The 21,905-nt window shown below is 52.5% G+C and carries 21 protein-coding genes; 5 read left to right on the top strand and 16 right to left on the bottom strand.

What is annotated here, in order from left to right:
- Positions 1-111: 111 nt before the first annotated feature.
- From hydF to A3844_RS32730, 10 genes are all read right to left on the bottom strand, one after another.
- A complete protein-coding gene (gene hydF, locus A3844_RS08080; protein WP_074103200.1) occupies positions 112-1,416 on the bottom strand; it encodes a [FeFe] hydrogenase H-cluster maturation GTPase HydF in 1,305 nt (434 codons plus the stop codon).
- Positions 1,403-2,866: an aspartate ammonia-lyase gene (locus tag A3844_RS08075; RefSeq protein WP_074107172.1), complete on the bottom strand. Its 1,464-nt coding sequence runs from the start codon at positions 2,864-2,866 to the stop codon at positions 1,403-1,405. Before A3844_RS08075 ends, hydF begins: the two co-directional genes overlap by 14 nt.
- Before the next feature lie 7 nt (positions 2,867-2,873).
- Positions 2,874-3,938, bottom strand: a complete 1,065-nt coding sequence (moaA, locus tag A3844_RS08070) for a GTP 3',8-cyclase MoaA (RefSeq protein WP_341864884.1) — start codon at positions 3,936-3,938, stop codon at positions 2,874-2,876.
- A 23-nt stretch (positions 3,939-3,961) separates the two neighbouring features.
- Positions 3,962-4,546: a 4Fe-4S dicluster domain-containing protein gene (locus A3844_RS08065; protein WP_074086171.1), complete on the bottom strand. Its 585-nt coding sequence runs from the start codon at positions 4,544-4,546 to the stop codon at positions 3,962-3,964.
- A gap of 1 nt (position 4,547) precedes the next feature.
- A complete protein-coding gene (locus tag A3844_RS08060; RefSeq protein ID WP_074107120.1) occupies positions 4,548-5,966 on the bottom strand; it encodes a [FeFe] hydrogenase, group A in 1,419 nt (472 codons plus the stop codon).
- Positions 5,953-6,609, bottom strand: coding sequence for a 4Fe-4S dicluster domain-containing protein (locus A3844_RS08055; RefSeq protein ID WP_074107119.1), 657 nt, complete (start codon positions 6,607-6,609; stop codon positions 5,953-5,955). The genes A3844_RS08060 and A3844_RS08055 overlap by 14 nt, the downstream gene beginning before the upstream one ends.
- Positions 6,606-8,750, bottom strand: coding sequence for a formate dehydrogenase subunit alpha (gene fdhF / locus A3844_RS08050; RefSeq protein ID WP_074107118.1), 2,145 nt, complete (start codon positions 8,748-8,750; stop codon positions 6,606-6,608). The genes A3844_RS08055 and fdhF overlap by 4 nt, the downstream gene beginning before the upstream one ends.
- A 133-nt stretch (positions 8,751-8,883) precedes the next feature.
- The gene (locus tag A3844_RS08045) at positions 8,884-9,234 is read right to left on the bottom strand and encodes a Na-translocating system protein MpsC family protein (RefSeq protein ID WP_074086167.1); all 351 of its coding nucleotides are present in this window, start codon (positions 9,232-9,234) and stop codon (positions 8,884-8,886) included.
- 404 nt (positions 9,235-9,638) lie between these two features.
- Positions 9,639-9,857 (bottom strand): beta-xylosidase family glycoside hydrolase, encoded by a 219-nt coding sequence (locus A3844_RS08040; protein ID WP_244169725.1) that lies wholly within the window; start codon positions 9,855-9,857, stop codon positions 9,639-9,641.
- Complete coding sequence (locus A3844_RS32730; protein WP_167374648.1) at positions 9,772-10,065, bottom strand: hypothetical protein; 294 nt, start codon at positions 10,063-10,065, stop codon at positions 9,772-9,774. Before A3844_RS32730 ends, A3844_RS08040 begins: the two co-directional genes overlap by 86 nt.
- 248 nt (positions 10,066-10,313) lie before the next feature.
- On the opposite strand from A3844_RS32730, the gene A3844_RS08035 reads away from it, so the two are divergent.
- Entirely contained in the window at positions 10,314-11,420 is a 1,107-nt protein-coding gene (locus A3844_RS08035; protein WP_074107117.1) for a glycoside hydrolase family 88 protein, read from the top strand.
- A 309-nt stretch (positions 11,421-11,729) separates the two neighbouring features.
- Here A3844_RS08035 and A3844_RS08030 read toward each other — a convergent pair whose 3' ends face one another.
- Both A3844_RS08030 and A3844_RS08025 read right to left on the bottom strand, forming a co-directional pair.
- A complete protein-coding gene (locus A3844_RS08030; RefSeq protein ID WP_074107116.1) occupies positions 11,730-13,490 on the bottom strand; it encodes a glycoside hydrolase family 2 protein in 1,761 nt (586 codons plus the stop codon).
- Positions 13,491-13,666: 176 nt separating this feature from the next.
- A complete protein-coding gene (locus A3844_RS08025; protein ID WP_074086163.1) occupies positions 13,667-14,614 on the bottom strand; it encodes an ArsR/SmtB family transcription factor in 948 nt (315 codons plus the stop codon).
- A 171-nt stretch (positions 14,615-14,785) separates the two neighbouring features.
- On the opposite strand from A3844_RS08025, the gene A3844_RS08020 reads away from it, so the two are divergent.
- Positions 14,786-15,532: a YdcF family protein gene (locus A3844_RS08020; protein ID WP_074103194.1), complete on the top strand. Its 747-nt coding sequence runs from the start codon at positions 14,786-14,788 to the stop codon at positions 15,530-15,532.
- A 92-nt stretch (positions 15,533-15,624) separates the two neighbouring features.
- On the opposite strand, the gene ybaK is transcribed toward A3844_RS08020, so the two are convergent.
- The 4 genes from ybaK to A3844_RS08000 all read right to left on the bottom strand — a co-directional run bounded on the left by ybaK (position 15,625) and on the right by A3844_RS08000 (position 18,994).
- On the bottom strand, positions 15,625-16,098 hold the full coding sequence (gene ybaK, locus A3844_RS08015; RefSeq protein WP_074107171.1) for a Cys-tRNA(Pro) deacylase: 474 nt from the start codon (positions 16,096-16,098) through the stop codon (positions 15,625-15,627).
- A 40-nt stretch (positions 16,099-16,138) separates the two neighbouring features.
- Positions 16,139-16,390 carry a YolD-like family protein gene (locus A3844_RS08010; RefSeq protein WP_074086161.1) on the bottom strand — a complete coding sequence of 84 codons (252 nt, stop codon included), beginning with the start codon at positions 16,388-16,390 and terminating at the stop codon, positions 16,139-16,141.
- 91 nt (positions 16,391-16,481) lie between these two features.
- The gene (locus tag A3844_RS08005) at positions 16,482-16,979 is read right to left on the bottom strand and encodes an SRPBCC family protein (protein ID WP_074107115.1); all 498 of its coding nucleotides are present in this window, start codon (positions 16,977-16,979) and stop codon (positions 16,482-16,484) included.
- Between the two features lie 338 nt (positions 16,980-17,317).
- The gene (locus A3844_RS08000) at positions 17,318-18,994 is read right to left on the bottom strand and encodes a hypothetical protein (RefSeq protein ID WP_074107114.1); all 1,677 of its coding nucleotides are present in this window, start codon (positions 18,992-18,994) and stop codon (positions 17,318-17,320) included.
- Positions 18,995-19,373: 379 nt separating this feature from the next.
- On the opposite strand from A3844_RS08000, the gene kduI reads away from it, so the two are divergent.
- The 3 genes from kduI (at position 19,374) to kduD (ending at position 21,819) form a co-directional block, all read left to right on the top strand.
- Positions 19,374-20,207 carry a 5-dehydro-4-deoxy-D-glucuronate isomerase gene (gene kduI / locus A3844_RS07995; RefSeq protein ID WP_074086157.1) on the top strand — a complete coding sequence of 278 codons (834 nt, stop codon included), beginning with the start codon at positions 19,374-19,376 and terminating at the stop codon, positions 20,205-20,207.
- Positions 20,208-20,241: 34 nt separating this feature from the next.
- On the top strand, positions 20,242-20,997 hold the full coding sequence (locus A3844_RS07990) for a DeoR/GlpR family DNA-binding transcription regulator (RefSeq protein ID WP_074086156.1): 756 nt from the start codon (positions 20,242-20,244) through the stop codon (positions 20,995-20,997).
- 66 nt (positions 20,998-21,063) lie between these two features.
- A complete protein-coding gene (gene kduD / locus A3844_RS07985; protein ID WP_074103189.1) occupies positions 21,064-21,819 on the top strand; it encodes a 2-dehydro-3-deoxy-D-gluconate 5-dehydrogenase KduD in 756 nt (251 codons plus the stop codon).
- The last annotated feature ends 86 nt before the right edge of the window (positions 21,820-21,905 follow it).

Below are 21,905 nucleotides of genomic sequence, written 5' to 3'. Positions count from 1 at the left end.
ACAGCGACATAGCGCAAGTCTGCAGCTGCAAATCTCAGCACCCTCAAAAGATCCCGTCGAGGAAAATTCCACGAACGGGACCTTTTGGGGGTGCTGGGTTATTTATATGGGTTACTGGGTTACTGAGTACTGAGCCGGGACTACTGGGGCAGGGCTTCCGGTACCATTCTCCCAGGCCAGCATAGCCGACGGGAACATTTCGATTGCCCTCGGAAATACACCCTGAACATAGGCAATAAACATGCCATAATTGACAATCGGTACACCGGCTAATTCTGCTTCATCCAGTCTCCTCAGCATCGCTCTTCGGTTAAGCATGCAGGCACCGCAGTGGATAATCAGCGAGTATTGCTCCAAATTCGCGAGGAATTCACTCCCTGCAGCATTATCGATGATCAGCTGCCTGCCGGTAATCTCCCGCAGCCAACGGGGAATCTTGACTGAGCCGATATCATCGGACTGGCGGTGGTGCGTGCAGGCTTCAGCAATCAGCACCCGATCCCCGTCTTTCAGTCTCGTGATGGAGCGCAATCCGCTGACCAGCCGGGGAAGATCCCCTTTATACCGGGCGAACAGAATGGAGAATGACGTAAGCGGCACATCCCGCGGTGTATCTGCCTCCACCTTCAGAAACACCTGTGAATCTGTAATGACGATGCGCGGCTTGCGGTTCAGCTGGGCCAGCGTGTGCGCCAGCTCCTGTTCCTTGGTCACCACAGCCACCCCATCACATTCCATAATATCCCGGATCGTCTGCTGCTGAGGCAGAATCAGACGGCCCTTCGGGGCAGCCTTGTCAATGGGAACCACCAATACCGCCACATCGCCCGGCTTCAGCAGATCCCCTACCAGCCGGAAGCGTTCTTCCTCCTTGGCCAGCACCGCAGCTGCCGTCTTCTTCAGAGCATCAATTCCACTGCCGCTTAGGGTGCTGACCGGCATCAGAGGGATAGAAGCACCAGTTCCGAGACGCGCAGCTATTTGACTGCACTGCTCTTCAAGCGTCTGCGGATCAGCTGTAATCAAGTCAATTTTATTCAGAACAACCATTACATTCGTTCCTGCTGCTCCCAGAGTCCTCAGCAGCTCACGCTCGAAGTCTCCAGCTCCGGCTGCTGCGTCTACCACCAGGAACGCCAAATCCGTTTTCTTCAAAATATCGAGCGTTTTGCGGATTCGCTGCTCTCCAAGCTCACCGGTGTCGTCGAGTCCTGCAGTGTCAATCAGTACAACCGGACCCGCCGGCAGCAGCTCCATGGGCTGGTACACCGGGTCGGTCGTAGTCCCGCTTACCGGAGATACGATGGACACCGCCTGTCCGCAAATCGCATTAATCAGACTTGATTTTCCGGCATTGCGGCTGCCGAATACGGCGATATGCGGTCTTTCTCCTCGCGGAGTATCATTCAAGCTCATCCTGGCTTAAGCCTCCTTCCATATTCCGAACTGTCCACTGTGACCGGCCGGGTATCCCTGGCTTGGTCACTTCCAGCGGATGCAGCACCTTATGAATCTGCTTCCCGGTCATCCATCCGCCCTCCAGCAGAAGCTGTTCCAGGGGACGCCCGGAAGCAGCCGCTGCCTTGGCAAGCTCGGAAGCGGTGTCATAGCCAAGATAAGCTATTGTTGCTGCAGCCATCACCCCTGAACGCTCCACATGCTCCCGGCAGCGGGCTTCATCCAGTGTGAGGCTGCTGAGACAGCGTTCCCGGAACAGTGGAACGCCGCGAAGCAGGAGCTCCAGGGATTCCAGCAGGGCCTCAGCCAGCACAGGGGTAAACGCGTTCAGCTCCAGTTGACCGCTTGCGGCTGCCAAAGTCACAGCCGTATCATTAGCGATCACCCGCATTGCCACGGAGCCTAGCATTTCGGCAATCACTGGATTCACCTTCCCGGGCATGATGGAAGACCCCGCCTGCACCGCCGGCAGAATATATTCCCCTATTCCTCCGGCTGGACCGGAGGACAGCAGCCGAAAATCACTGGAGATCTTCAGCAGATTCACCGCTGCGGCCTTAAGCAGGCCCGACACTTCCACGAACACATCCATATTCTGCGTCGTATCCATCGGGAAATCACTGCGGTAAAGACCCAGTCCCGTGAGCTCACGCAGTACATCAGCCATGGCATAAATGTAATCAAGCGGCGCATTCATTCCTGTACCCACAGCCGTTCCCCCGATGTTAATCTCCCTCAGCCGCTCCTCTGACTTGTACAGCCGCCAGCGGTCGCGCGCAGTTGCCTTGGCGCAGGCGCCGAAGGATTGCCCGGCCAGGATGGGCAGTGCATCCATCAGCTGAGTCCGCCCAAGTCTCAGCAGGTCCGCATACTCACGTTCCTTCGCCTGGAATGCTTCCTGGAGTGCAGCCAGCTCTTCCGACAGCTGCCGCAGAAGCGGAATGACAGCAATGCGCAGCGCTGTTGGATAGACGTCATTCGTCGATTGATGGAGGTTCACATCATCAATCGGATGGATGATGCTATAATCGCCCTTCACCCCGCCCAGCAGCTCAATCGAACGGTTAGCAATAACCTCGTTCACATTCATATTGCTGCTGGTCCCCGCTCCCCCTTGATAGGCATCGACGATCAAATGTGCATCCAGCCGGCCCTCCAGAATCTCCCTGCAGGCCTCAAGAATGGCCTGTGCCTTCTTCTGCGGCAAGGCATGGATTCGCCCGTTCACCTCCGCTGCCGCCTGTTTGACCCGAACGATCGCCAGCAGCAGCAAGAGGTTCGCCGGACGGCCTCCGGCCCTGAAATTATCCTTCGCCCGCGCGGTATGAATCCCATAATAGGCATCCTGCGGAACGGACAGGCTGCCAAGTGAATCACTCTCAATACGGTAAGCCGTATGATCCGTCATCCCTGCTTCACCCGCCAATCTGTGACATCTGGCGGATCGTACTCTCCTGCAGCGGATGGTATGAACCATCCGCCTTAAGCCCCCCGAGCATTTCATGCCGCACCGGCTTGTTCTCAAGCGACCGCAGGAACAATTGCTTCAAGAGTTCATCCTTCCCGATGTAAGGTCTTACATTCCATTCGTCATTCCAGAAGAGGCACGGTTTGACATGGCCGCTGGAGGTGATGCGCAGCCGGTTGCAGGTCATGCAGAAATGCTTGCTGACCGGGTCAATCAATCCGAATTTCCCTGCTGCTCCAGCAATCCGGTAATAACGGGCCGGCCCCGAATCTGTTGCGCTTGTAGATAAACCATGTTCAAGGGAGGACCCGTTCGCGGCTTCAGGCGGCACCGCATCATAAGCCCAGCCCGCTCTGGAACAGCGATCCAGAATCCCGCTGAGCGGCATATATCCCGCTTTCCAGCCTTCATTCTTCCGGCCGATCGGCATATATTCAATGAACCGGATGTCCAGCGGATATTTGTTGGTCATCTGCAGAAAGGATTCGATTTCATCGTCATTTACCCCGTGCATTAAGACCACATTAACCTTCACGCGTTCAATACCGGCTTCCAGGCTGGCGCTAATGGCATGGAGCACCCGGCCGACATCCCCTCCCCCGGTAATCCTTGCAAAGCGTTCCGGCTGAAGGGAATCCAGACTGATATTGACGTCGGTCAAGCCGGCTCCGCGCAGCGCTCTTGCCTTGGAAGCCAGCAGCATTCCGTTGGTTGTGAGCCCTATGCGTTCAATGCCGCCTATATCATGAAGACGGGCCACCAGCTCCTCGATCCGTGGCCGCAGCAGCGGTTCGCCACCGGTAAGCCGTACCTTAGTGACGCCCATATCCGCAAGCACAGCTACCACTGAACTGATTTCGTCAAAAGTGAGCGGCTGCGGTGAAGAAGCTGCGGCTGCCTGGTCCGGTTTACAGTACTCACAGGATAGATTGCAGCGGTCCGTTACTGAGATGCGCACATAATTGTGTATTCGGCCAAAGGAATCGGCCAAGGCATTAGACAAGATATTCACCATGCTTTCTAGGGTAAATGATTTCAGAACCGGATGAGTCCGCCGAACTGCTGCAGTGTCTGCGCACTGGCTGTTCTTTTGGCAGCGATGCTCTCCGTCACATTCCCGGGGACCACCAGCTGAAGCGCATGTGTGGGACAAATCCGCACGCATTCCGGACCGTTGCCACTCTCATCGCACAGATCACATTTACTGGCAACCAGCCGCTCCTTCCGCGCCCAGACTCCGCTCGCGTTCGAGCGCAGTCCGGCCTGGATCTGCCGCTGTCCGTCCCGGGACGCCGGAACCATGGCAATGGCCCCGTAAGGACAGACCAGCATGCAAGTCTTGCAGCCGATACAGGTATCCTGGTTGATCGAGATACTACTACTATTATTCGTTATTGAACCATTGGGACACACATTGGCGCATGGAGCATCCTCGCAATGGCGGCACTGCACCGGGGCGGTGACCTGATCGGTTTCCGTTACCCTCAGACGGGGATAAAAGTCCGGATTCTCTTCCTGCTGCAGGAACATATTATTTGCGGAATGGGCAGCCACACAGGCCACTTCACAAGTATGGCAGCCAATGCAGAGTCCGGGATCGGCAATGACAAAACTGTTCATATTAGTCCTCCTTCACACCTAGTGCTTGGTTTGGTGACATTTTCTCCCTGGAATGAAACGTCGTATGCAACAGGTGATGAGATACATGGCCCAGCGGCTCACCCAGGAAATCCTTGTACAGCTTAATAATGGCCGGATTCTCATGTGATTTTCGCACCTGCTGATGGGAATCATGGCGGTAGACCGAGCTTTTTCTGGCCTGATAGGCTTTCTTGCGCAATGTTTCCAGCAGCAGCTTGGGTTGTCCGCCGCCGCTGACACAGCCTTCTGGGCAGCCCATCACTTCAATAAAATGATAAGGGGAGGTGCCTTCCTTCACCTGTTTCAGAATTTCAGACACATATTTCAAACCGGCGACCACGGCAACCCTCAGCTCCAGATCGCCAAGCTGAGCCGTTGCCGTACGAAGCCCTTCTTCACCCCTGACAAAATCCAGCTGCAGATTCGGGATCGTCTCGTGCGTCACCAGCTCATAGCCGGTACGGATGGCCGCTTCCATCACCCCGCCGGTAACGCCGAATATCGAGCCTGCCCCGGAATATATGCCCAGCGGCGAATCGAACGGCTCATCCGGCAGATTCACAAAATCAATTCCCGCATCCTTAATCAGCTGTGCCAGTTCCCGGGTGGTAATCACCACATCAACCTCCCGGAGCCCGTCAACCTCCATTTCTTCGCGGCTGCACTCAAATTCCTTGCAGGTGCAGGGCATGACCGCTACACTATAAATCTTTGCAGGATCTACCCCGTTCTGCTTCGCTCCGTAGGTTTTGACCAGCGCACCAACCATTTGCATTGGTGACTTACAGCTCGACAAGTGGTCAAGCAGCTCCGGCGCTGCCGTCTCCGCATGCTTGACCCAGGCGGGGCAGCAGGAGGTGAACATGGGCAGCCGCTCTCCAGACATGACCCTTCCGATCAGCTCCGTGCCCTCCTCCATAATGGTTACGTCCGCACCAAAATTCGTATCATAAATCCGGTCAAACTTCAGATGCCGCAGCGCCGCAGCCATCTTGCCCGGTGTCAGTGTACCCATGGGCAGGCCGAATTCCTCAGCCAGCGAGACGCGGATAGCCGGTGCGCATTGCACCACCTTATAAAGTGCAGAATCGGCCAGCGCACGCTTGACCTCCGGCACTTGACCCGCGGAATAGGCCGCGAACAAAGGCTCTCGTACACTTGGGAGCTGTCCTCTTTGAAGCCGTTTATTCTTAAGGTTATCCCCGGACTCCAGGCTGTCTGCAGCATAGACGGTGCAGATCTGCACGCACTGGCCGCACACCACACAGCGGTGGGCATCCACTTCCTGGGGCTTGCCCGGCTCGCCGATGATGGCATCCACCGGACAGACTGCTGCACAGCGGCGGCAGCCGGTGCACAGCTCAGGATCAATCTTAATGATGGGTTCACTGAATAACATCGCAGGTCATCCCTTCTCTGTGCTGACTAAGTGGATTGCCCGAACCCACCTTGACCAGCCTCAACGCATCTTCCGGACAGACGGCAACACAAGCGGGGAAGGGTTCGCGGCCTTGAACAGCTGTGACTGAAGAATCTCTGCCGCTTGCCCCCAGCTCCCCGGCCGCAGCCCCGGGCATTTCGATATCCCTGCAGAGATCACATTTGTAGGCAATGATTCGGGTTTTGCGCTGCAGCTTGCTGTCACGGCGTTCCTGCAGCAGCGGTTGCGGCAGCTCCGCACCTCCGCTGTAGGCTTTGTATAGGCTGATCGCTCCGAACGGGCAGGCCAAGGCACAGGCCTTGCAGCCAATGCAGGCATCCGCGTCGATGGCAATGACTCCATCCTTCTGACGGATAGCCTGGACCGGGCAGGCTCCCGCACAAGGGGCGTTCTCGCACTGCCGGCATTGAACCGGCATCGTGAAGCTGTCTGTTCGGATCACATACAAGCGGGGTACAACCGGCATGGTGACTGTACCCACAGTGGAGCCTACACCGTTGTCACGGTTATGCACCGCGAAGCAGGCCAGCTCACAGGCCTTGCAGCCGATGCATTTGGCCGCTTCGGCAATGACCAGCGAATTGGAGTGTACGTGGTTCATTCCTTCATCGCCCCTACCATCATCTGCTTTCTCAGCTCCGCGTATTGCTTCCGGATGAGCGCCTCGGCCTTGGCCTGGTCGGCGATCGCTTCGACCCGGACCGCACAGTATTTGTATTCCGGTGTTTTGGAGACAGGGTCCAGATAGTCAGCCGTCAGCTCGTTGCAGGCTCCGATCCAGAAATGATAGGTCATGTAAGTAGCACCTTGCTTGGTCCGGCCGCTGACCTGCGCCCTGGCCATGATTTTCCCCCGACGGGAAATGACGCGTACCAATTGGCCGTTCTCAATGCCATATTCCGCCGCGTCCTCCAGACTGATCTGGATATTGCCGGGCTCATCAGACAGCTGGCTGAGCGCACGGCAATTGCCGGTCATCGTCCGTACCGAATAATGCCCAACCTCGCGGACGGTGGAGAGTGTCAAGGGATATTCGACATCCGGCTGCTCCAGCGGCGCTCTCCATTCACATGCAAATAGCTGCCCTTTGCCGTTCGGCGTGGTAAATCGGTTCCCCTTGTATAAATAAGGCGTTCCCGGGTGATCCTCGGAAGGACAGGGCCATTGAACATCACCCTGTGTTTCCATCTTCCTGTAGCTGGCTCCGGCAAAACTCGGACACAACTTCCTCATCTCATCCCAGATTTCCTCGGAATTCTTATAAGCCATTGGATAACCCATGGCCGTAGATACTTCGCTGATGATCTGCCAGTCCGGTTTCACCCCGCCAGGGGGCTCAATTGCTTTTCGGATGCGCTGGAATCCCCGGTCTGCTGAGGAATAAACACCGTCATGCTCCCCCCAGGAGGTGGCGGGCAGAATCACATCGGCATGTAACGCTGTTTTGTTCATGAAGATATCCTGGACAATCACCAGCTCCAGCTGATCCAGCGCCTCCCGCAGCTCGGCGGCATTCGGGTCGCTCTGCACCGGATCTTCTCCGAAAATGTAATAGGCCTTAATCTTGTGTTCTTTCAGGATGAGGTGCGGTACCTCTGTCAGGCGATAGCCTGTTTTATCCGGCAGAGATGTGCCCCAGGCCTTCTCGAATTTCTTGCGTAGCTTTGCGTCCTCTACGGACTGATAGCCGGGATAGACGTTAGGCAGTGCGCCCATATCACAGGAGCCCTGCACGTTGTTTTGACCGCGCACCGGACCAATCCCGACACTCGCTCTCCCGAAATGACCGGTCAGAAGCGCCAGTGAAGCCAGCCCCTTAACCACATCCACCGCCTGGGCAAACTGGCACACCCCCATGCCGTAGAGGATCATCGCCTTATCGGATTTGGCATATTGACGCATCGACTTGCGGATATCAGCCGCCCGCACACCGGTAATGCTCTCCGCATATTCGGGCGTATACTTCTGCACATTCGCCTTGTATTCTTCAAACCCCTCTACGAAATCAGACACATAATCCTTGTCATATAGCTCCTCCTCCACAAGCACATGGCCAAAAGCGTTCACAAGCGCCATATTCGAGCCACCCTTCAGCGGCAGCCAGGTGTCCGCAATCCGTGCCGATTCGGTCATCCGGGGGTCAGCGACGATCAGCGTTGCCCCCTTCTGCTTGGCTTTTACAATTCTTCTCGCCACAATCGGATGGGTAACGGCAGCATTATATCCAAAAATCAGCAGCAGATCGGTGTCTTCAATTTCCGGGATAGAATTCGACATGGCCCCGTCTCCCAGCGAATAGGTCAGTCCCGCAACGGATGGTCCATGGCAGACTCGGGCACAGTGGTCAATATTATTCGTCCCTATCGCCGCTCTCATGAACTTTTGCATCACATAGTTTGCTTCATTCCCCGGTCCTCTGGCCGAGCCTGTACCCATAATTGCATCCGGCCCGTATTTCTCCTTGATCGCTGTCAGCTTCTCTGCGGTGAACTGAATGGCCTCTTCCCAGGTAACCTCTTGAAGAACTCCCTCTTTGCGGATCATTGGCTTGCGGAGGCGGGAGGTCAGCAGCTGCGGATCATTCAGGAAATCCCAGCCGTAGTGACCTTTCAGACAGAGGTTTCCCTCGTTCGTCCGCCCATCCGCAGGCTCTGCGCCCACGACCTGTCCATTCTCGACCAGCAAATACAGCTGGCAGCCGCTGCCGCAATATGGGCAGACAGTCAATACTTTATTTCCCATCCGATTTCACCTCTCCTTGTGAATTGTTGCACAATAATTGCAATAAAAAATAAGCCAATACAAAGCATACTTATTTCATATGCTGTGTACGGGCTTATTAAAAAGCGAAGAGACCAGGGTCCTTTCTCTTTAATCAAACCGATTTATTAAGTTGTATAATGACCGTCCTGTCTTCATGATACAAATTGCAAAGTCGCCAAGAATAGGAAAACCCGGAGCCTATCGTCTCAATCATTTCCTCCATAAAACCGCGTTCTAAATAAGGCTTCAGCACCTTCCAGTACTCCGTTACGAGATCAGCCGCACCTTCCTTGAACAGAATTTCCGACAGACTGGAGAGAATCCCCCTGATTTCAATTGTGATCTGTGACTCGCTATCCAGCTTCACCTTCACGTTCTCCGGGCCCTTCCCCCGGTAATGCTTCACAATCTTCACAGCAAGTCTTCTAATCTTCTCCTGGTATTCAAAATCAGCCTCAGACATCCATATTCCCTCACCTGATCATGCCTTTTTTTGGAATTTCCTATGAGCAATTTATATGTTAAACCCATCCATAAATGTTGTCAATTGCTTAAATTGCATAGCTGACAACGAATGGTTCCTGCAAGATTTCTTTGATTGGACTGCCAGCCTCCCCGCCATTCCCCTGTCCGTACCCTTAAATGGTGTTCTATTTGCTTGGCCTCTCCACCTCTTTCGCAAAAAAAAGAACGCCCTATTCTGCCAGAAATGGCAATGGGGACATTCTTCGTCTGACCCTATTATTCGTCTGCTCAGCCACCTTCTGGTTGTCCGTGTAATACGGCGCCTGATCGGGCTTGAAGCTCCCGTTCCCGTATCCCCGTAATCAGCCTTTCGTTATGGGCTATAGTATTCCTTTTGCCGTACTAGTCCGCTCTATACTCAAAGTAGTTAAAATACGCTGCTATCGCCTGCTGATCCAGATCCTGAGCGCAGATTCCGGCATAGGAGCCAGTGAAACCGAGCTTGCCGCCGTATTCATCGGACAATGTGCCGAAATCAAGCGGCGTGCACATCGCGGTCCACGCTTCTCCATCGGGGGAAGCATAAAATATAATATCGCGGCCTTTGATCGCCGCCTTCAATCCTTGTATACAGGCAGGTGATCTCTACGTCCGCTTCTCCCTCAAAATCAAAAAATGCCATTGACGCCGGACGGACCTCATGCATGTCTACTTTGACCTCATAAATAAAAAGCGTTTGCCACGCTTCACCCGGATTCCGCACCTTCACCTGGTAATCCTGCCGGCCCGGAATGTCCTTAGGGGCTTCATACACTTGCAGCTGATTCATTGTCTAATAACCTCCTGGGATGTTCAATACTTCAAGCATACCGTCCTTCTTGCATCTGTAGTTTGGCTGGGTTACACAGAAATGTTGGTATATTGTCGCGATAACAGCCCTGTCAAAAAGCATTGAGGTTGAAAATGCTCCTGAGGATCATGACAAGATTTCGATATTTCGGGATATAAATTCGCAACTTCCTCTAGCTTCTTCACGATATACTCAGAGCACATTCTTAAATATTGGAGGCATCCGCAATGAGCACAGCCTATTGGCAGGAAGCTATGGACAAACTGGATACAAAGGTCACACGCATGGTAGAACAAATCGGCGGTAAATGTCCGCATTATGCCGGTGAAGACGGCAAATTCGACGATATCGGATCGGACTGGTGGACTTCAGGCTTCTGGCCGGGACTACTCTGGATCATGCATGATATGACGGGAAAAGATGTATATAAAGAGGCAGCCTGGCATTGGGACGCGACCCTGGAGGAATGGTTCGTCAAGCCGACTGAAGAATTGCACCATGATGTGGGCTTTCAGTTCCTGCCTACTGCTGTCATCAAGCATACATTGACCGGCGATGAGGATGGTCTGCGTAGAGGAATCGAGGCCGCCAACTTCCTGGCCGCCCGCTATAATCCTGCCGGCAGGTTCATCCGTGCCTGGAATGCGGACAAAGACGGCTGGGTCATCATTGACTCCATGCTGAATATCTCGCTGCTGTTCTGGGCCAGCAAGGTTACCGGTGATCCCCGTTACAAGCATATAGCGATCAGCCATGCAGAAACTACGATGCAGTACGGGATTCGGGAAGACGGTTCCACCAAGCATATCCTCTCCTTTGATGCCGAGACCGGCGCGTATATTGAGAACTTAGGCGGACAGGGATATTCGCCAGAGTCCTGCTGGAGCCGCGGAGCCTCTTGGGGCCTCTACGGATTCATCAATACGTACAGGCATACCGGGGACGTGCGCTTTCTCCATACCGCCAAGCGGACTGCCCATTATTTCATCGCGGCGCTGCCGGAGGATCAGGTCCCGTACTGGGATTTCCGCACCGGAAATGACGAACGCAAATATAAGGACAGCTCGGCTGCAGCTATTGCCGCTTCCGGTCTGCTGGAGCTTGCCAATCTGGTTCCACGGGGTGAACAGAGCCTGTATGCCGATGCGGCGGAACGTATCCTCCGCTCATTAACAGAGAATTACGCCACCTGGGATCAGCCCGAGCATGAAGCGATCCTTACCAAAGGCACCGGCAGCGGGGATTCCTTCATTGAAGTTTCGCTGATCTATGCAGACTACTACTATATTGAAGCGGTCTCCAAGCTGAACGGCTGGAAACACCGGATTTTCTAACTGCAGAACGAAAAAAGCCCTGGACTGGAAGCTTTGATTCCTCAAGGATTTTGGAATGGTAATATCGTCATATAGAAACAGCGGCGGCCACGGACGAGATAACCAAGTCCTAGGCTACCGCTGTTTTTATTGACCAGATCATGTTCCTATGGTTATCAATTTAGAACCATGCTGGAGCACAAAGCGAAATGGAATAGATGCAAGAACCCTTTAGAATCCTGTACATACCGGAAAAGATGAAAAGACGGCTCCAATTCAGCGAACGAATGGAAAACCGTCTTCCGTGGACAATATTCACTATAGACGAACTTAACTCAGATTGATCTTACGGATCTTATCGAACGGAACCTTGGGCTTGCGGTCCTCCGTCAATAGGCCATTCACTTCCTGCTGTACATCGCTGACCTGGGTGTAGCAGTAGCCGCTGATGTATGGCGTTGCTTTGATCGCCGCAGTAATTGTCTGGAAGCGCTCCAGGAACTCCTGCTCTGTCTTCACCTGATTTCCATAACCCCAGCCGCTCTCCGTCTGAAAGGCAATGCCGCCGAACTCACTGACAATAACCGGCTGGCCTGAATAGGCGTAACCTTCGGCCCAGGCGAATTTGAAGTTATTGAAGGAGATGCCATTATCCACGATGGAAGTCTTGTCGGTGTAAGCAGCCAGGAATTGTTCTCCAGCTTCCACATAATCATGCAGCGTCAGAATATCTGAAACTGTGTGCTCCCAGCCGTCATTGGTTATAACGGGACGGTAAGGATCAATGGCTTTGGTCAAGTGGTAGATGCCTTCCGTGAATTTTTGCTGTCTGACATCGTTGGCAATGGCGGGAACTCCCCATGATTCGTTGAACGGAACCCAGGTGATGATGCAAGGATGATTGTACTGCTGTGGCACAATTTCCAGCCATTCCCGGGTGAAGCGTTCAACGGCGAGGTCATTAAATTCATAGGTAGCTGCCATCTCTGACCATACCAGCATCCCTTTCACATCACACCAATACAAAAAACGTGCATCCTCGATTTTCATATGCTTGCGGAGACCATTGTAGCCCATTTCCGCGATCCGCTCGATATCGCCGATTAGTGCCTGCTCATTAGGCGGTGTCAAATGACTCTCACTCCAGTACCCCTGATCCAGAATCAGGCGCTGGTAGAGTGGTCTATTGTTGAGGAGAATCTGTCCGTTTTCAATAGAAATTTTGCGCATCCCGAAATATGAGTACACATGGTCTACGGTCTCTGATCCCTGAAGCAGCTTAAACTCAACGTCATACAAATTCGGGGCCTCCGGTGACCACAGAGATTGCATCCATGGACCTCCCGCTTCATGCCATACGTCTACTTCAATGCTCACCAGATCGCGGTCAGCACTCAGGCTGAACCGTTTCACCTGCTGTCCTTTCAGGGTAATCAGCGAATCGAGTGTCAGGTCCATTCCTTTCTTAAGACCTGTAAACCGAAATTCGAAACGGATCATGTGCCGGTCGATATCAGGCGTCATTTTCACGGAATCAATCCGGGCTTCACTAACACATTCCAGCCAGACCGGTTTCCAAATTCCAGTCGTCTGCACGTAGAAGCATTCAAAATTGTCGGCTACCCAGCGCTGCTTGCCCCTGGGCTGAGTGCAGTCCATACTGTCCTCCGCTTTGAGCACAATACGGTTGGCAGCACCATAAGTCACAAATGGAGTAATGTCAAAGAAAAATGCGGCGTATCCGCCTTCATGCTGGCCGACATAGGAACCATTCACCCAGCATTTCGCCCGGTAATCAACGCCCTGAAAATGCAGAATCGCCCTTTGGCCGGTATTTTCTGCCGGAAGCTCCAGTGTTCTCTCATACCAGACATTGGGGTGGAATTCCTGAATACCGATGCCGCTGGCGATAGTCTCATAAGTAAAAGGAACCGTAATCAGCCGGGCGTCCGGAAACGTTGCATACCATTCCTCAGCCTCACCGCTATTGGCATCATCGAAGCTGAAACTCCATTCTCCGTTTAGGTCAAGCCATTCCTTGCGTACAAACTGTGGTCTTGGATAATTGGGAATATATGCTTTAGTAGTCATGTGAATAACACCTGTCCTCTCAAATACCTCTATTAAAAACGGTTTTTTTGTTTTGTTTCTGTTTTATTGTATTTAATACCGATTATAAGAAGATAAACACGTTACGTCAACGCTTTCATATTGTTTTCGGATGCTATAAAACGCAAAAAAAACCATTAGTTACAGATTATCTGTATCTAATGGTCCGGTTCTTCTTCGTCCCGTGTAAAGCTCAGCTTCATCATGATTTCCTGCGCATAGTCGCCAAAACCCCGCCCGAACAGATTGACGCCGCCTTGATGGACCGAATCCGGGCTGACACCGATCCTCAGCCGGATTTTCGGGCTTTGTGCCAGATTAAGCTGGCTTAGGCTCACATCCGATACTTTTTCCATATCCAGCATGGTCTTGTCCATGTCGATCCGCCACGTCTTAAGCAGGCCATATTGTGTGGAGGAATCGCTCCACCAGACCGGATTCAGCTTGCCCCGCCGGCCGCCGAAGTCGCCGGGACTTGTCCACATGCCAATCTTCACCCCGTTGATCCAGACCGATATATCTGATGGCCAGTTGTTGTCGTAATTGGGGGCTTCCGAGCATATTTCCATCGATAGCTCCAGCGTTTCGACTCTCGCCCCCTTCGGCACCTCCAACGGAAGCAAATATTCGAGATAGCCCTTACGGAACCAGATAATCTGAGCGCCTATATGCCTGGGATGGTAAAAGCCGGAGGGCTCATCCTCACGGATCAGCATCTCTTCGGCATCGGCCATGCCGCAGGTAGGTGACACGTCGCAATCGCTGTAATGTCCAATGGGTACCTCAATTTCGTATACACGTACAGCCCCTTTAGGGGCAGCTTTCTCCTCATTCAAAGCAATATGTATATCGTCGTAATTGCGGCTGCAGACCTTCATCGCCCCGCGGGAAGCTGGCAGCAGCTCGGTATTAATCAGCCGCGCCGCTTCAAGCACCTTCACATTGTTGGCCACTGTGGACACCGGCAGCTTCAGCGCTTCAGCAATTTCAATCACATTTAAATTCCGGGAATTTAATAAATGGAGAATATCAACCCGGGAGCGGGTCGACAACGCATGTGCCACTGCCACCAGCTTCTCCGGATCATCAAAACCAAGCTCCAGCACAGACTACACTCCTTCGAACCCTAAGTAATACCATAATAGTACGTGCTTAGTGGCACAAAATCAACCGATGTTCACGGGAAAGCAGACTCCTATGCATCCAAAGGCGCTAGGCCTGCTTCCACTGAACATGGTACAATATGTGCAGCAATTATACATAATGAGGTGAATTCGTTGATTTATTTCATAAAATCCGTCTACAGCTTCGTGCTTCCGCCAGGTCTCTTCGTCGTACTGCTCCTGGGTGTGACAATCTGGCTGTGGCGGCAGAGCCGCCGTCCGTCACTGGTCCTGTTCGGCATTACTATCCTGCTCTACCTCTCCATGACTCCCTTGATCGGTGATCTGCTGATGGGCAGCCTGGAACGGCAGTATGACAAGCCCGAGCTGATTCAAGGCGATGTAATCGTCGTCCTGGGCGGGGGAGCCACCTCGGGAACTCCTGATATCGACGGGGAAGGCAATTTGTACGGTTCGGCGGCGAACCGGCTGCTGACCGCAGTGCGGTTGTACCGCGAGACGGGACTGCCGATCCTGTTCTCCGGCGGCCAAGTATTTGCAGACAGCGGCAACGAAGCGAATATCGCCAAGCGGCAGCTAATGGGCCTCGGTGTCCCGGAGACCGATATTCTGACCGAGAACCGGTCACTGAATACGGAGCAGAACGCCGCCTATACAAAGCTCCTCATGAAAAGCAAGGGACTCAGCCACCCGATTCTGGTTACCTCGGCATTTCATATGCCCCGTGCCATGATCCATTTTAAGAATAACGGGCTTTTGCCGCTGGCGTATCCGACGGATTATACCGTTAGCCTTGATCGGCGACTCTATTTAGCCAGATTCACTCCATCCCCCGGTGCAATAAATAATACCGGGACGGCACTAAAGGAATATTTGGGCTACCTCGCCGCCCGTTTCTAATTGGGAGTAACCCTTTGAACAGCAAAAAGCAGTGGACTGGATGAATCCTTTCATCGGCCACTGCTTTTTGGTTGGAGACTTTATCTGGAACCTCACTTAATCAGCTCGCTGAATTTAGCGCCTATAGCTCCGGCGAGCTGATCGGGTGCCAGCTCCATCTGCATCCCGATCTTCCCGCCGCTCACCGCTATAGTTGCCAGCGTCTCGGCACTGCTGTCGATAAAGGTCGGATAGAGCCTTTTCATCCCTACCGGAGAACAGCCACCGCGCACGTAGCCGGTCCATTTCAGCAGATCTTTCACCGGGAGCATCTCAATCTTTTTTTCACCAGCCGCCTTGGCGGCTTTTTTCAAATCAAGCTCTTCAGCCACCGGAATGACAAACACATACAGGTTCGGTCCGTTATGCGCGACAAGCGTTTTAAAGACCGTTTCAGGCGGCAGACCCACTTTTTCAGCTACCGCAGTTCCATGAATCTGGCCGTCCTCGTTGTCGTACTGATGAACCTCATAGGCTATTTTTCGGGTATCAAGAATCCGCATGGCGTTCGTTTTGGTGATTTGCATCATTCATCGACCTTTCGGCTGCACTCTATCTGCTTACCTGCTAATCTCTCGGGTAATCCAAAGCCATTATGTCCATAAATGGAACCTTGAACAGTTCCTCATTAAAACTCACATGCACCTTGCCGGTTCGCGAGTCCATGCCAACGATCGTTCCACGGACCTGCTCCTCTTTGCCCCAGACGGTCAATAAAATCTCAGAGACCTCCTGCATGGCTTCTGTCAGTTGATTGCCAATTTCCTCCAGCACAAATTCATCTCTTGTCGGCCGTTTGGCCACCTTCGCTTTTGCCACGCTACTCCTCCAATAAGTCATTACAGGGATAAATTCAGTCTCGTATGAATGCTCCTGAATATTATAACATGGACGCGCATTTCATTGAACCTTATCCCCTGTTTGTTCGGGTGAACCTGAATTCCTCCACCAGCCGGGTATACTCTACGAACCATTGCTCCCATACCTTCTTACGGTTTTGCAGCTCCTCACCGTCGAGAAGTGCCTCTATTACATCCAGACAGACATGCCAGCCGGAGAGGTCTTTGGCCGTATGACTGGTAATTTCACTGATGCTCTCGATCAGCAGCAGGCGGGTGCCATCTCCATCGGGACTTAATTCAAAACGCACGCTGTCATTTCCCCAGACATACTCCAGAATGGAGTTTACCTTGATATCCATAATTTCCATGACTACAGAGCTGCCGTCCCCCATGTCGAATATCATGCTTCCTCCTGCCGACAAGTCCTGGGCTTTTAGCTCGGGAAACCACTTAGCCAGCAGCGCATTATCCGTCAGCATCGCCCATACCTTGTCCACCGGTTGCTTGTAATGGCGTTCAAACGTTGCAGTTGCCCCCACTAGGGATGCTTGCAGTGTAGCAATCAATTGAATAACCTCCCTGTATTGAATGATGATTCTTTCCGGTATCCCTGGTCTGGTGATTTGCAACCTTGTGCAGAAAGACATCGTTATTCAAACTGTAAAGGATAACCAGTTTTTAGGCAAATGAAGGCAGGATTATGAATCGGACGGCTTGCAGTATGACGGTGATAAGATCCCATATCGTGTAGACAATTCCAATAACGCTTACGGTGGAAAGGATACAGGATAACGGGCACGTACAGACAAATAAGAACCCCTGCAACATGAGGGTATAATCTAAAAAGAACCCGCATAGGCTCACATCCTGCCTGCGGGTTCTTTGGCAATTCCAGAATTTCTGATTAGCTTCCGCTAACGGTATAGTGCTCCAAGGAGATCGGGCTGCCGTTCAGCAGCGCTTGCGTTGTCATTTGATCTCCTGTACTTAATTGCAGCTGATCTCCTTCGATATTGTTATATTGAACAGCCAAGATAGCTCCTGTCTCAAAAGAGGGTGCATGTGCTGCCCGTTCTGCTGCAAACAACATTAAATCGCTGATTCCCCGTTCCATAGCCTCCTTGACACTGATAGCCTCGACAACTACTCCGCCCGGCATCCCTTGGGCTGACACTTCGAGATAAGCTTCCCGGTCAATAAGCTGGTAACCGCGGGAAAGGTACACGGCAAAATAGACATCACCCGTCTTGCCGAACAGCGCAGAGGACTCCTTCACCCACTCGCCTTTGGGCAGTACTCCAATTATCGTGTCTGCTTCACCCTCCGGTACAGGGAACAAAGAGAGGATGGTGCTCCGGTGATACAGCACCTCCATATATCGGCTCTGATGGCGGGGGTCACCTTCGTGATGGCCTTGGCCGGGATGGAAGAAGTAGAACCGGTTCACGGCATACTCTGGAGACACTGGCAGTGAAAAGGCCCAGCGGAGCTGCTCATTGTCGAACTCCTCTACCCGCTCCCATAGACCACCAGCAGCGAAGCTCCCGGTAATATACACATAGGAGTGAATCAGCGGCTGCGGGTTCGGATCTACTGGCATGACTTTTTGCGTCACCTTGGTGACTTCCACCGGAGTCTGGCGGTTCACTGCGGCAGCCCGCACCTGAGCAGGAGCTTCATAGAACAGGAACCCGGCATATTCCGTACGCGGCATACTCTGCGGCAGCTGGAAATCCCCAAATTGCACATAGTCATGGAGTACGTTGCCATCCGCCGGAACGTCATGCGGCCAGCCCCGGGAATGCGCACCAGCCCAGGCTCCCTGCAGATAGAATTGTCCCCGTTCATTCCACAGGTAATCCAGCATTTCTCCAAGCGTGTCTTTAATCTCTTTGTCTTCCTCCAGCGACCAGGCACAGGTGAATGCCTGCACCCAGTGCCAGAACCAGGGCAGGCTGCCGTACTCCGGCATTCCCTTCTCCCGGATATACGCCAGTGTATTCTCCAGGCTCTGGCGCCCGTCTGCCAGCAGTTCCTCATCATCGAACAGCCTGCCGAAGATTAGCTTTGCTGCCGTATATTTGGCCTCATGATGTCCAAAGTGAACCACCGGCTTACGATAGAAGCCGCTGCGGTAGATATGTCCGATTGCCGTGTGAAACGCAATCCGCAGTCCGGCATTCAGTCTGCTCCCGTATTGCTTGAAGAACCAGACCAACAGGCTGCCCATGATCTCCACCGGCAGCTCATGCGGCGCTGCTTCACGCGGCAGAGGATGCAGTCCCAGCGGCCAATGGCCGTATAATAGAGTTCCAGGCTGCCGGTTCTGCAGCAGCACGGTTTCGAGCATCACGGCCTCTGCTTTGCGTTTGGCCTCCGCCCGCTCAAAAGGCAGCTCCAAACCAGGATCCACCGCCGCAGCAAAAAGGTAAGATGCATAATAAAAGTTATTCCGGACATCATCATGGAACCACAGCCCGCTGTCCATCAATGGACGCTGTTCAGCCCGGTTAGCGATATTATAGATAATTTCCTTTTGGCGGGCCTGATATGGGCCCGGTGCAGCCTTAAGTTCTCCCACTTTCGTTCTCCCTCCAGATTTCTTGAATTTTAATATGTTATGGCACGCGTCTGGAAAGTCCATACCTACTGAGCTCGTATCTTATTACATTATGGTGCTGAATCCATTCCCGGAACTGCGTTTACCACCTGTAATATACCTCATGGGTACGTTCCTCCCTGTTCTCATCAGCTCCGCTGCGGCAGAATCCTCATACTGGAAATCCATTCTCTTTCCAATTCTATTGTGCACGCTTTCAGTTCATATGGCAACGCCAAAACGCAATAAATGAACTAAAATAAACACACTAAAAAAGATTATCACTTGCTAAATGAACTTATATGGATTAAATTGTACCTATACGAACGAAAATATGTTTGCGAAGGAGATTGAATATTCAATGGAAAGACGTTTCGCATCCCATCCTAATGAAGTTAAGCAATTTGACACAGAACGCTTGCGCAAGGAGTTCCACATTCCTGTCATTTTTGCGCCGGATGAACTGAAGCTTGTCCTGACCCACGAAGACCGAATGATCGTCGGCGGTGCTAATCCCGTAAATAAAGATGTCGTGCTCACTACTGACCTGAAAGAGCTTGGAGTTACTTACTTCCTCGAACGCCGCGAACTGGGTGTTATCAATGTCGGAGGCAAGGGATCAGTTGTAGTAGACGGAACAGAATATGAAATAGATTTCAAGGAATGTCTGTACGTTGGACAAGGCGCCAAAGATGTTATTTTCAAAAGCGCTGACAGCGTAAAGCCTGCAAAGTTCTACCTGAACTCAGCGCCTGCACATCAATCTTACCCTACTACCAAAACTACGCTGGCTGAATCCGAATCCGGCGCAATGGGCGGCCTGGAAAACTCCAATGAACGTACCATTCACCGCTTCATTCACACCAATGGTGTGCAAAGTGCTCAGCTCGTTATGGGTATGACCCAGCTGAAACCGGGCAGCATGTGGAATACAATGCCATCCCACACTCACCCGCGCCGGATGGAAGCTTACTTCTATTTCGACCTTCCGGATGATTCCATTGTGTTCCACCTCATGGGCGAGCCTACAGAGACCCGTCACATCGTAATGCACAATGAACAGGCGGTAATTTCTCCAAGCTGGTCGATCCACAGCGGTGTAGGTACACACAACTACACCTTCATCTGGAGCATGGCCGGAGACAATAAGCGTTATGATGATATGGACCCCGTAGGCATGAAGGAATTACAATAGAACAAAAACAACTACGGAAAGACGAGGCAGGCGGATGAACCCGATACGGCGACACGAGATGATTATGGAAGTAATGCTGAACCAGAAGGATGTAACAGTGAACGAGCTGAGTGATAAGCTCCAGGTCACGGGTAAAACAATCCGCGAGGATTTAAGCAAGCTGGAGGAACAAGGACTGATTATGCGTGTCCACGGCGGAGCCGTGCTGGCTCAAAGCGATCAGTTCGGCATTCTGCCCTTGAGGAATCCGCTGGATAAATACTCCGATGAGAAAACGGAGATTGCTCAGCTGGCGCTGGCCCATATCGCAGAGGATGATATTATTGCACTGGATGGCGGCAGTACCACGCTTGAAATTGCCCGGAGGCTGGAGAATATTCCGCTGACGGTCATCACCAATGATGTGTACATCATCAGCGAGCTGGTTCAGAAAGATAACATCCGTCTCGTCGTTCCGGGAGGTTACCGGGTCCGCAATATGCTGGCCGGTCCCGAAGCGGTCTCTTATGTCCAAAAGCTGAATATAGAAAAAGCCTTTCTGTCGGCTACAGCCGTTCATATTGAACACGGACTGTCCATTTACACCGGTGATTTCATCGATTTCAAACAAGCCTTAGTATCCACGGCCCGCACGGTATTCGCCGTCTGCGATCATCACAAATTCGGACATACTGCACTGCGCACATTCGCTTCACTGCAGGAAGTGGATGTGCTGCTGACAGACAGCGGACTTGCGGCCGAAGCCGTAAGCCAGTTCCGAAACGCAGGCATCAACATCGAATGCGGGTAGATTAAATACACATTTAAGCCATTTCAAGATACTCATCAACGTTTTTTAAAAGGAGAGAATAATCAAATGTCATCTTTATTCAGTTTGGCAGGTAAAACAGCTATCGTAACAGGTGCGGCCCAAGGTCTTGGGCAAGGGATTGCCCTTGCATTTGCAGAAGCAGGCGCAGACGTTATCTCCGCTTCCCTCAATGCCAGTGTTGAAACCGTAGCAGCTGCTGAAGCCTTTGGCGTAAAAGCACTCAGCATCGCTTGCGACTTGAGCGACCACTCCAAGCTTCAAGGCATGTTCGACGAAGCCGTTGCCTTCACAGGCCACGTTGACATTCTTGTCAACTGTGCAGGTATGATCCGCCGTACACCTGCCAAGGACCACAGTGAAAAGGACTGGTTCGATGTCATCAACCTCAACCAGAACACGGTCTTCCTGCTGTCGCAAATCGCCGGCCGCCATTTCCTGGAAAGAGGCAACGGTAAAATCATCAACATCTGCTCCATGCTCTCGTATCAGGGCGGCATCAATGTACCGGGCTATACAGCAAGCAAGCACGCTGTAGCTGGTCTGACAAAAGCTTTTGCCAATGAATGGGCTGGCTCCGGTCTGAACATCAACGCAATCGCTCCTGGATACATGGCTACGGAGAATACAGCTCCGATCCGTGCCGACCAGAACCGCTCCGATTCCATCCTTGACCGGATTCCTGCCGGACGCTGGGGAACCGCTGAAGATGTTAAAGGACCTGCTGTGTTCCTGGCATCCGCTGCTTCCGACTACCTGAACGGCCACATTCTGAACGTGGATGGCGGATGGTTGGCTAGATAATACCTGGCTATTCTCTTCCTAAATTTAAAATAGACATACACATACAAAAAAAGCTGGATCATCCTAACAAAGGCCGGTCCAGTTTT

It is taken from the genome of Paenibacillus helianthi, from assembly GCF_001909055.1.
In the GTDB taxonomy this organism is placed as follows: domain Bacteria; phylum Bacillota; class Bacilli; order Paenibacillales; family Paenibacillaceae; genus Paenibacillus_AQ; species Paenibacillus_AQ helianthi.
This window is presented reverse-complemented; position numbering and strand designations above follow the sequence as displayed.

Excerpts from the sequence above, each read along its gene's own strand:
- hydF (WP_074103200.1), bottom strand. The coding sequence starts at position 1,416 with ATGAGCTTGAATGATACTCCGCGAGGAGAAAGACCGCATATCGCCGTA.
- A3844_RS08055 (WP_074107119.1), bottom strand. The coding sequence starts at position 6,609 with ATGAACCACGTACACTCCAATTCGCTGGTCATTGCCGAAGCGGCCAAA.
- A3844_RS08060 (WP_074107120.1), bottom strand. The coding sequence starts at position 5,966 with ATGTTATTCAGTGAACCCATCATTAAGATTGATCCTGAGCTGTGCACC.
- A3844_RS08065 (WP_074086171.1), bottom strand. The coding sequence starts at position 4,546 with ATGAACAGTTTTGTCATTGCCGATCCCGGACTCTGCATTGGCTGCCAT.
- A3844_RS08045 (WP_074086167.1), bottom strand. The coding sequence starts at position 9,234 with ATGTCTGAGGCTGATTTTGAATACCAGGAGAAGATTAGAAGACTTGCT.
- fdhF (WP_074107118.1), bottom strand. The coding sequence starts at position 8,750 with ATGGGAAATAAAGTATTGACTGTCTGCCCATATTGCGGCAGCGGCTGC.
- A3844_RS08075 (WP_074107172.1), bottom strand. The coding sequence starts at position 2,866 with ATGACGGATCATACGGCTTACCGTATTGAGAGTGATTCACTTGGCAGC.
- A3844_RS08030 (WP_074107116.1), bottom strand. The coding sequence starts at position 13,490 with ATGACTACTAAAGCATATATTCCCAATTATCCAAGACCACAGTTTGTA.
- ybaK (WP_074107171.1), bottom strand. The coding sequence starts at position 16,098 with ATGCAAATCACCAAAACGAACGCCATGCGGATTCTTGATACCCGAAAA.
- kduI (WP_074086157.1), top strand. The coding sequence starts at position 19,374 with ATGGAAAGACGTTTCGCATCCCATCCTAATGAAGTTAAGCAATTTGAC.
- kduD (WP_074103189.1), top strand. The coding sequence starts at position 21,064 with ATGTCATCTTTATTCAGTTTGGCAGGTAAAACAGCTATCGTAACAGGT.
- A3844_RS07990 (WP_074086156.1), top strand. The coding sequence starts at position 20,242 with ATGAACCCGATACGGCGACACGAGATGATTATGGAAGTAATGCTGAAC.
- A3844_RS08035 (WP_074107117.1), top strand. The coding sequence starts at position 10,314 with ATGAGCACAGCCTATTGGCAGGAAGCTATGGACAAACTGGATACAAAG.
- A3844_RS32730 (WP_167374648.1), bottom strand. The coding sequence starts at position 10,065 with ATGAATCAGCTGCAAGTGTATGAAGCCCCTAAGGACATTCCGGGCCGG.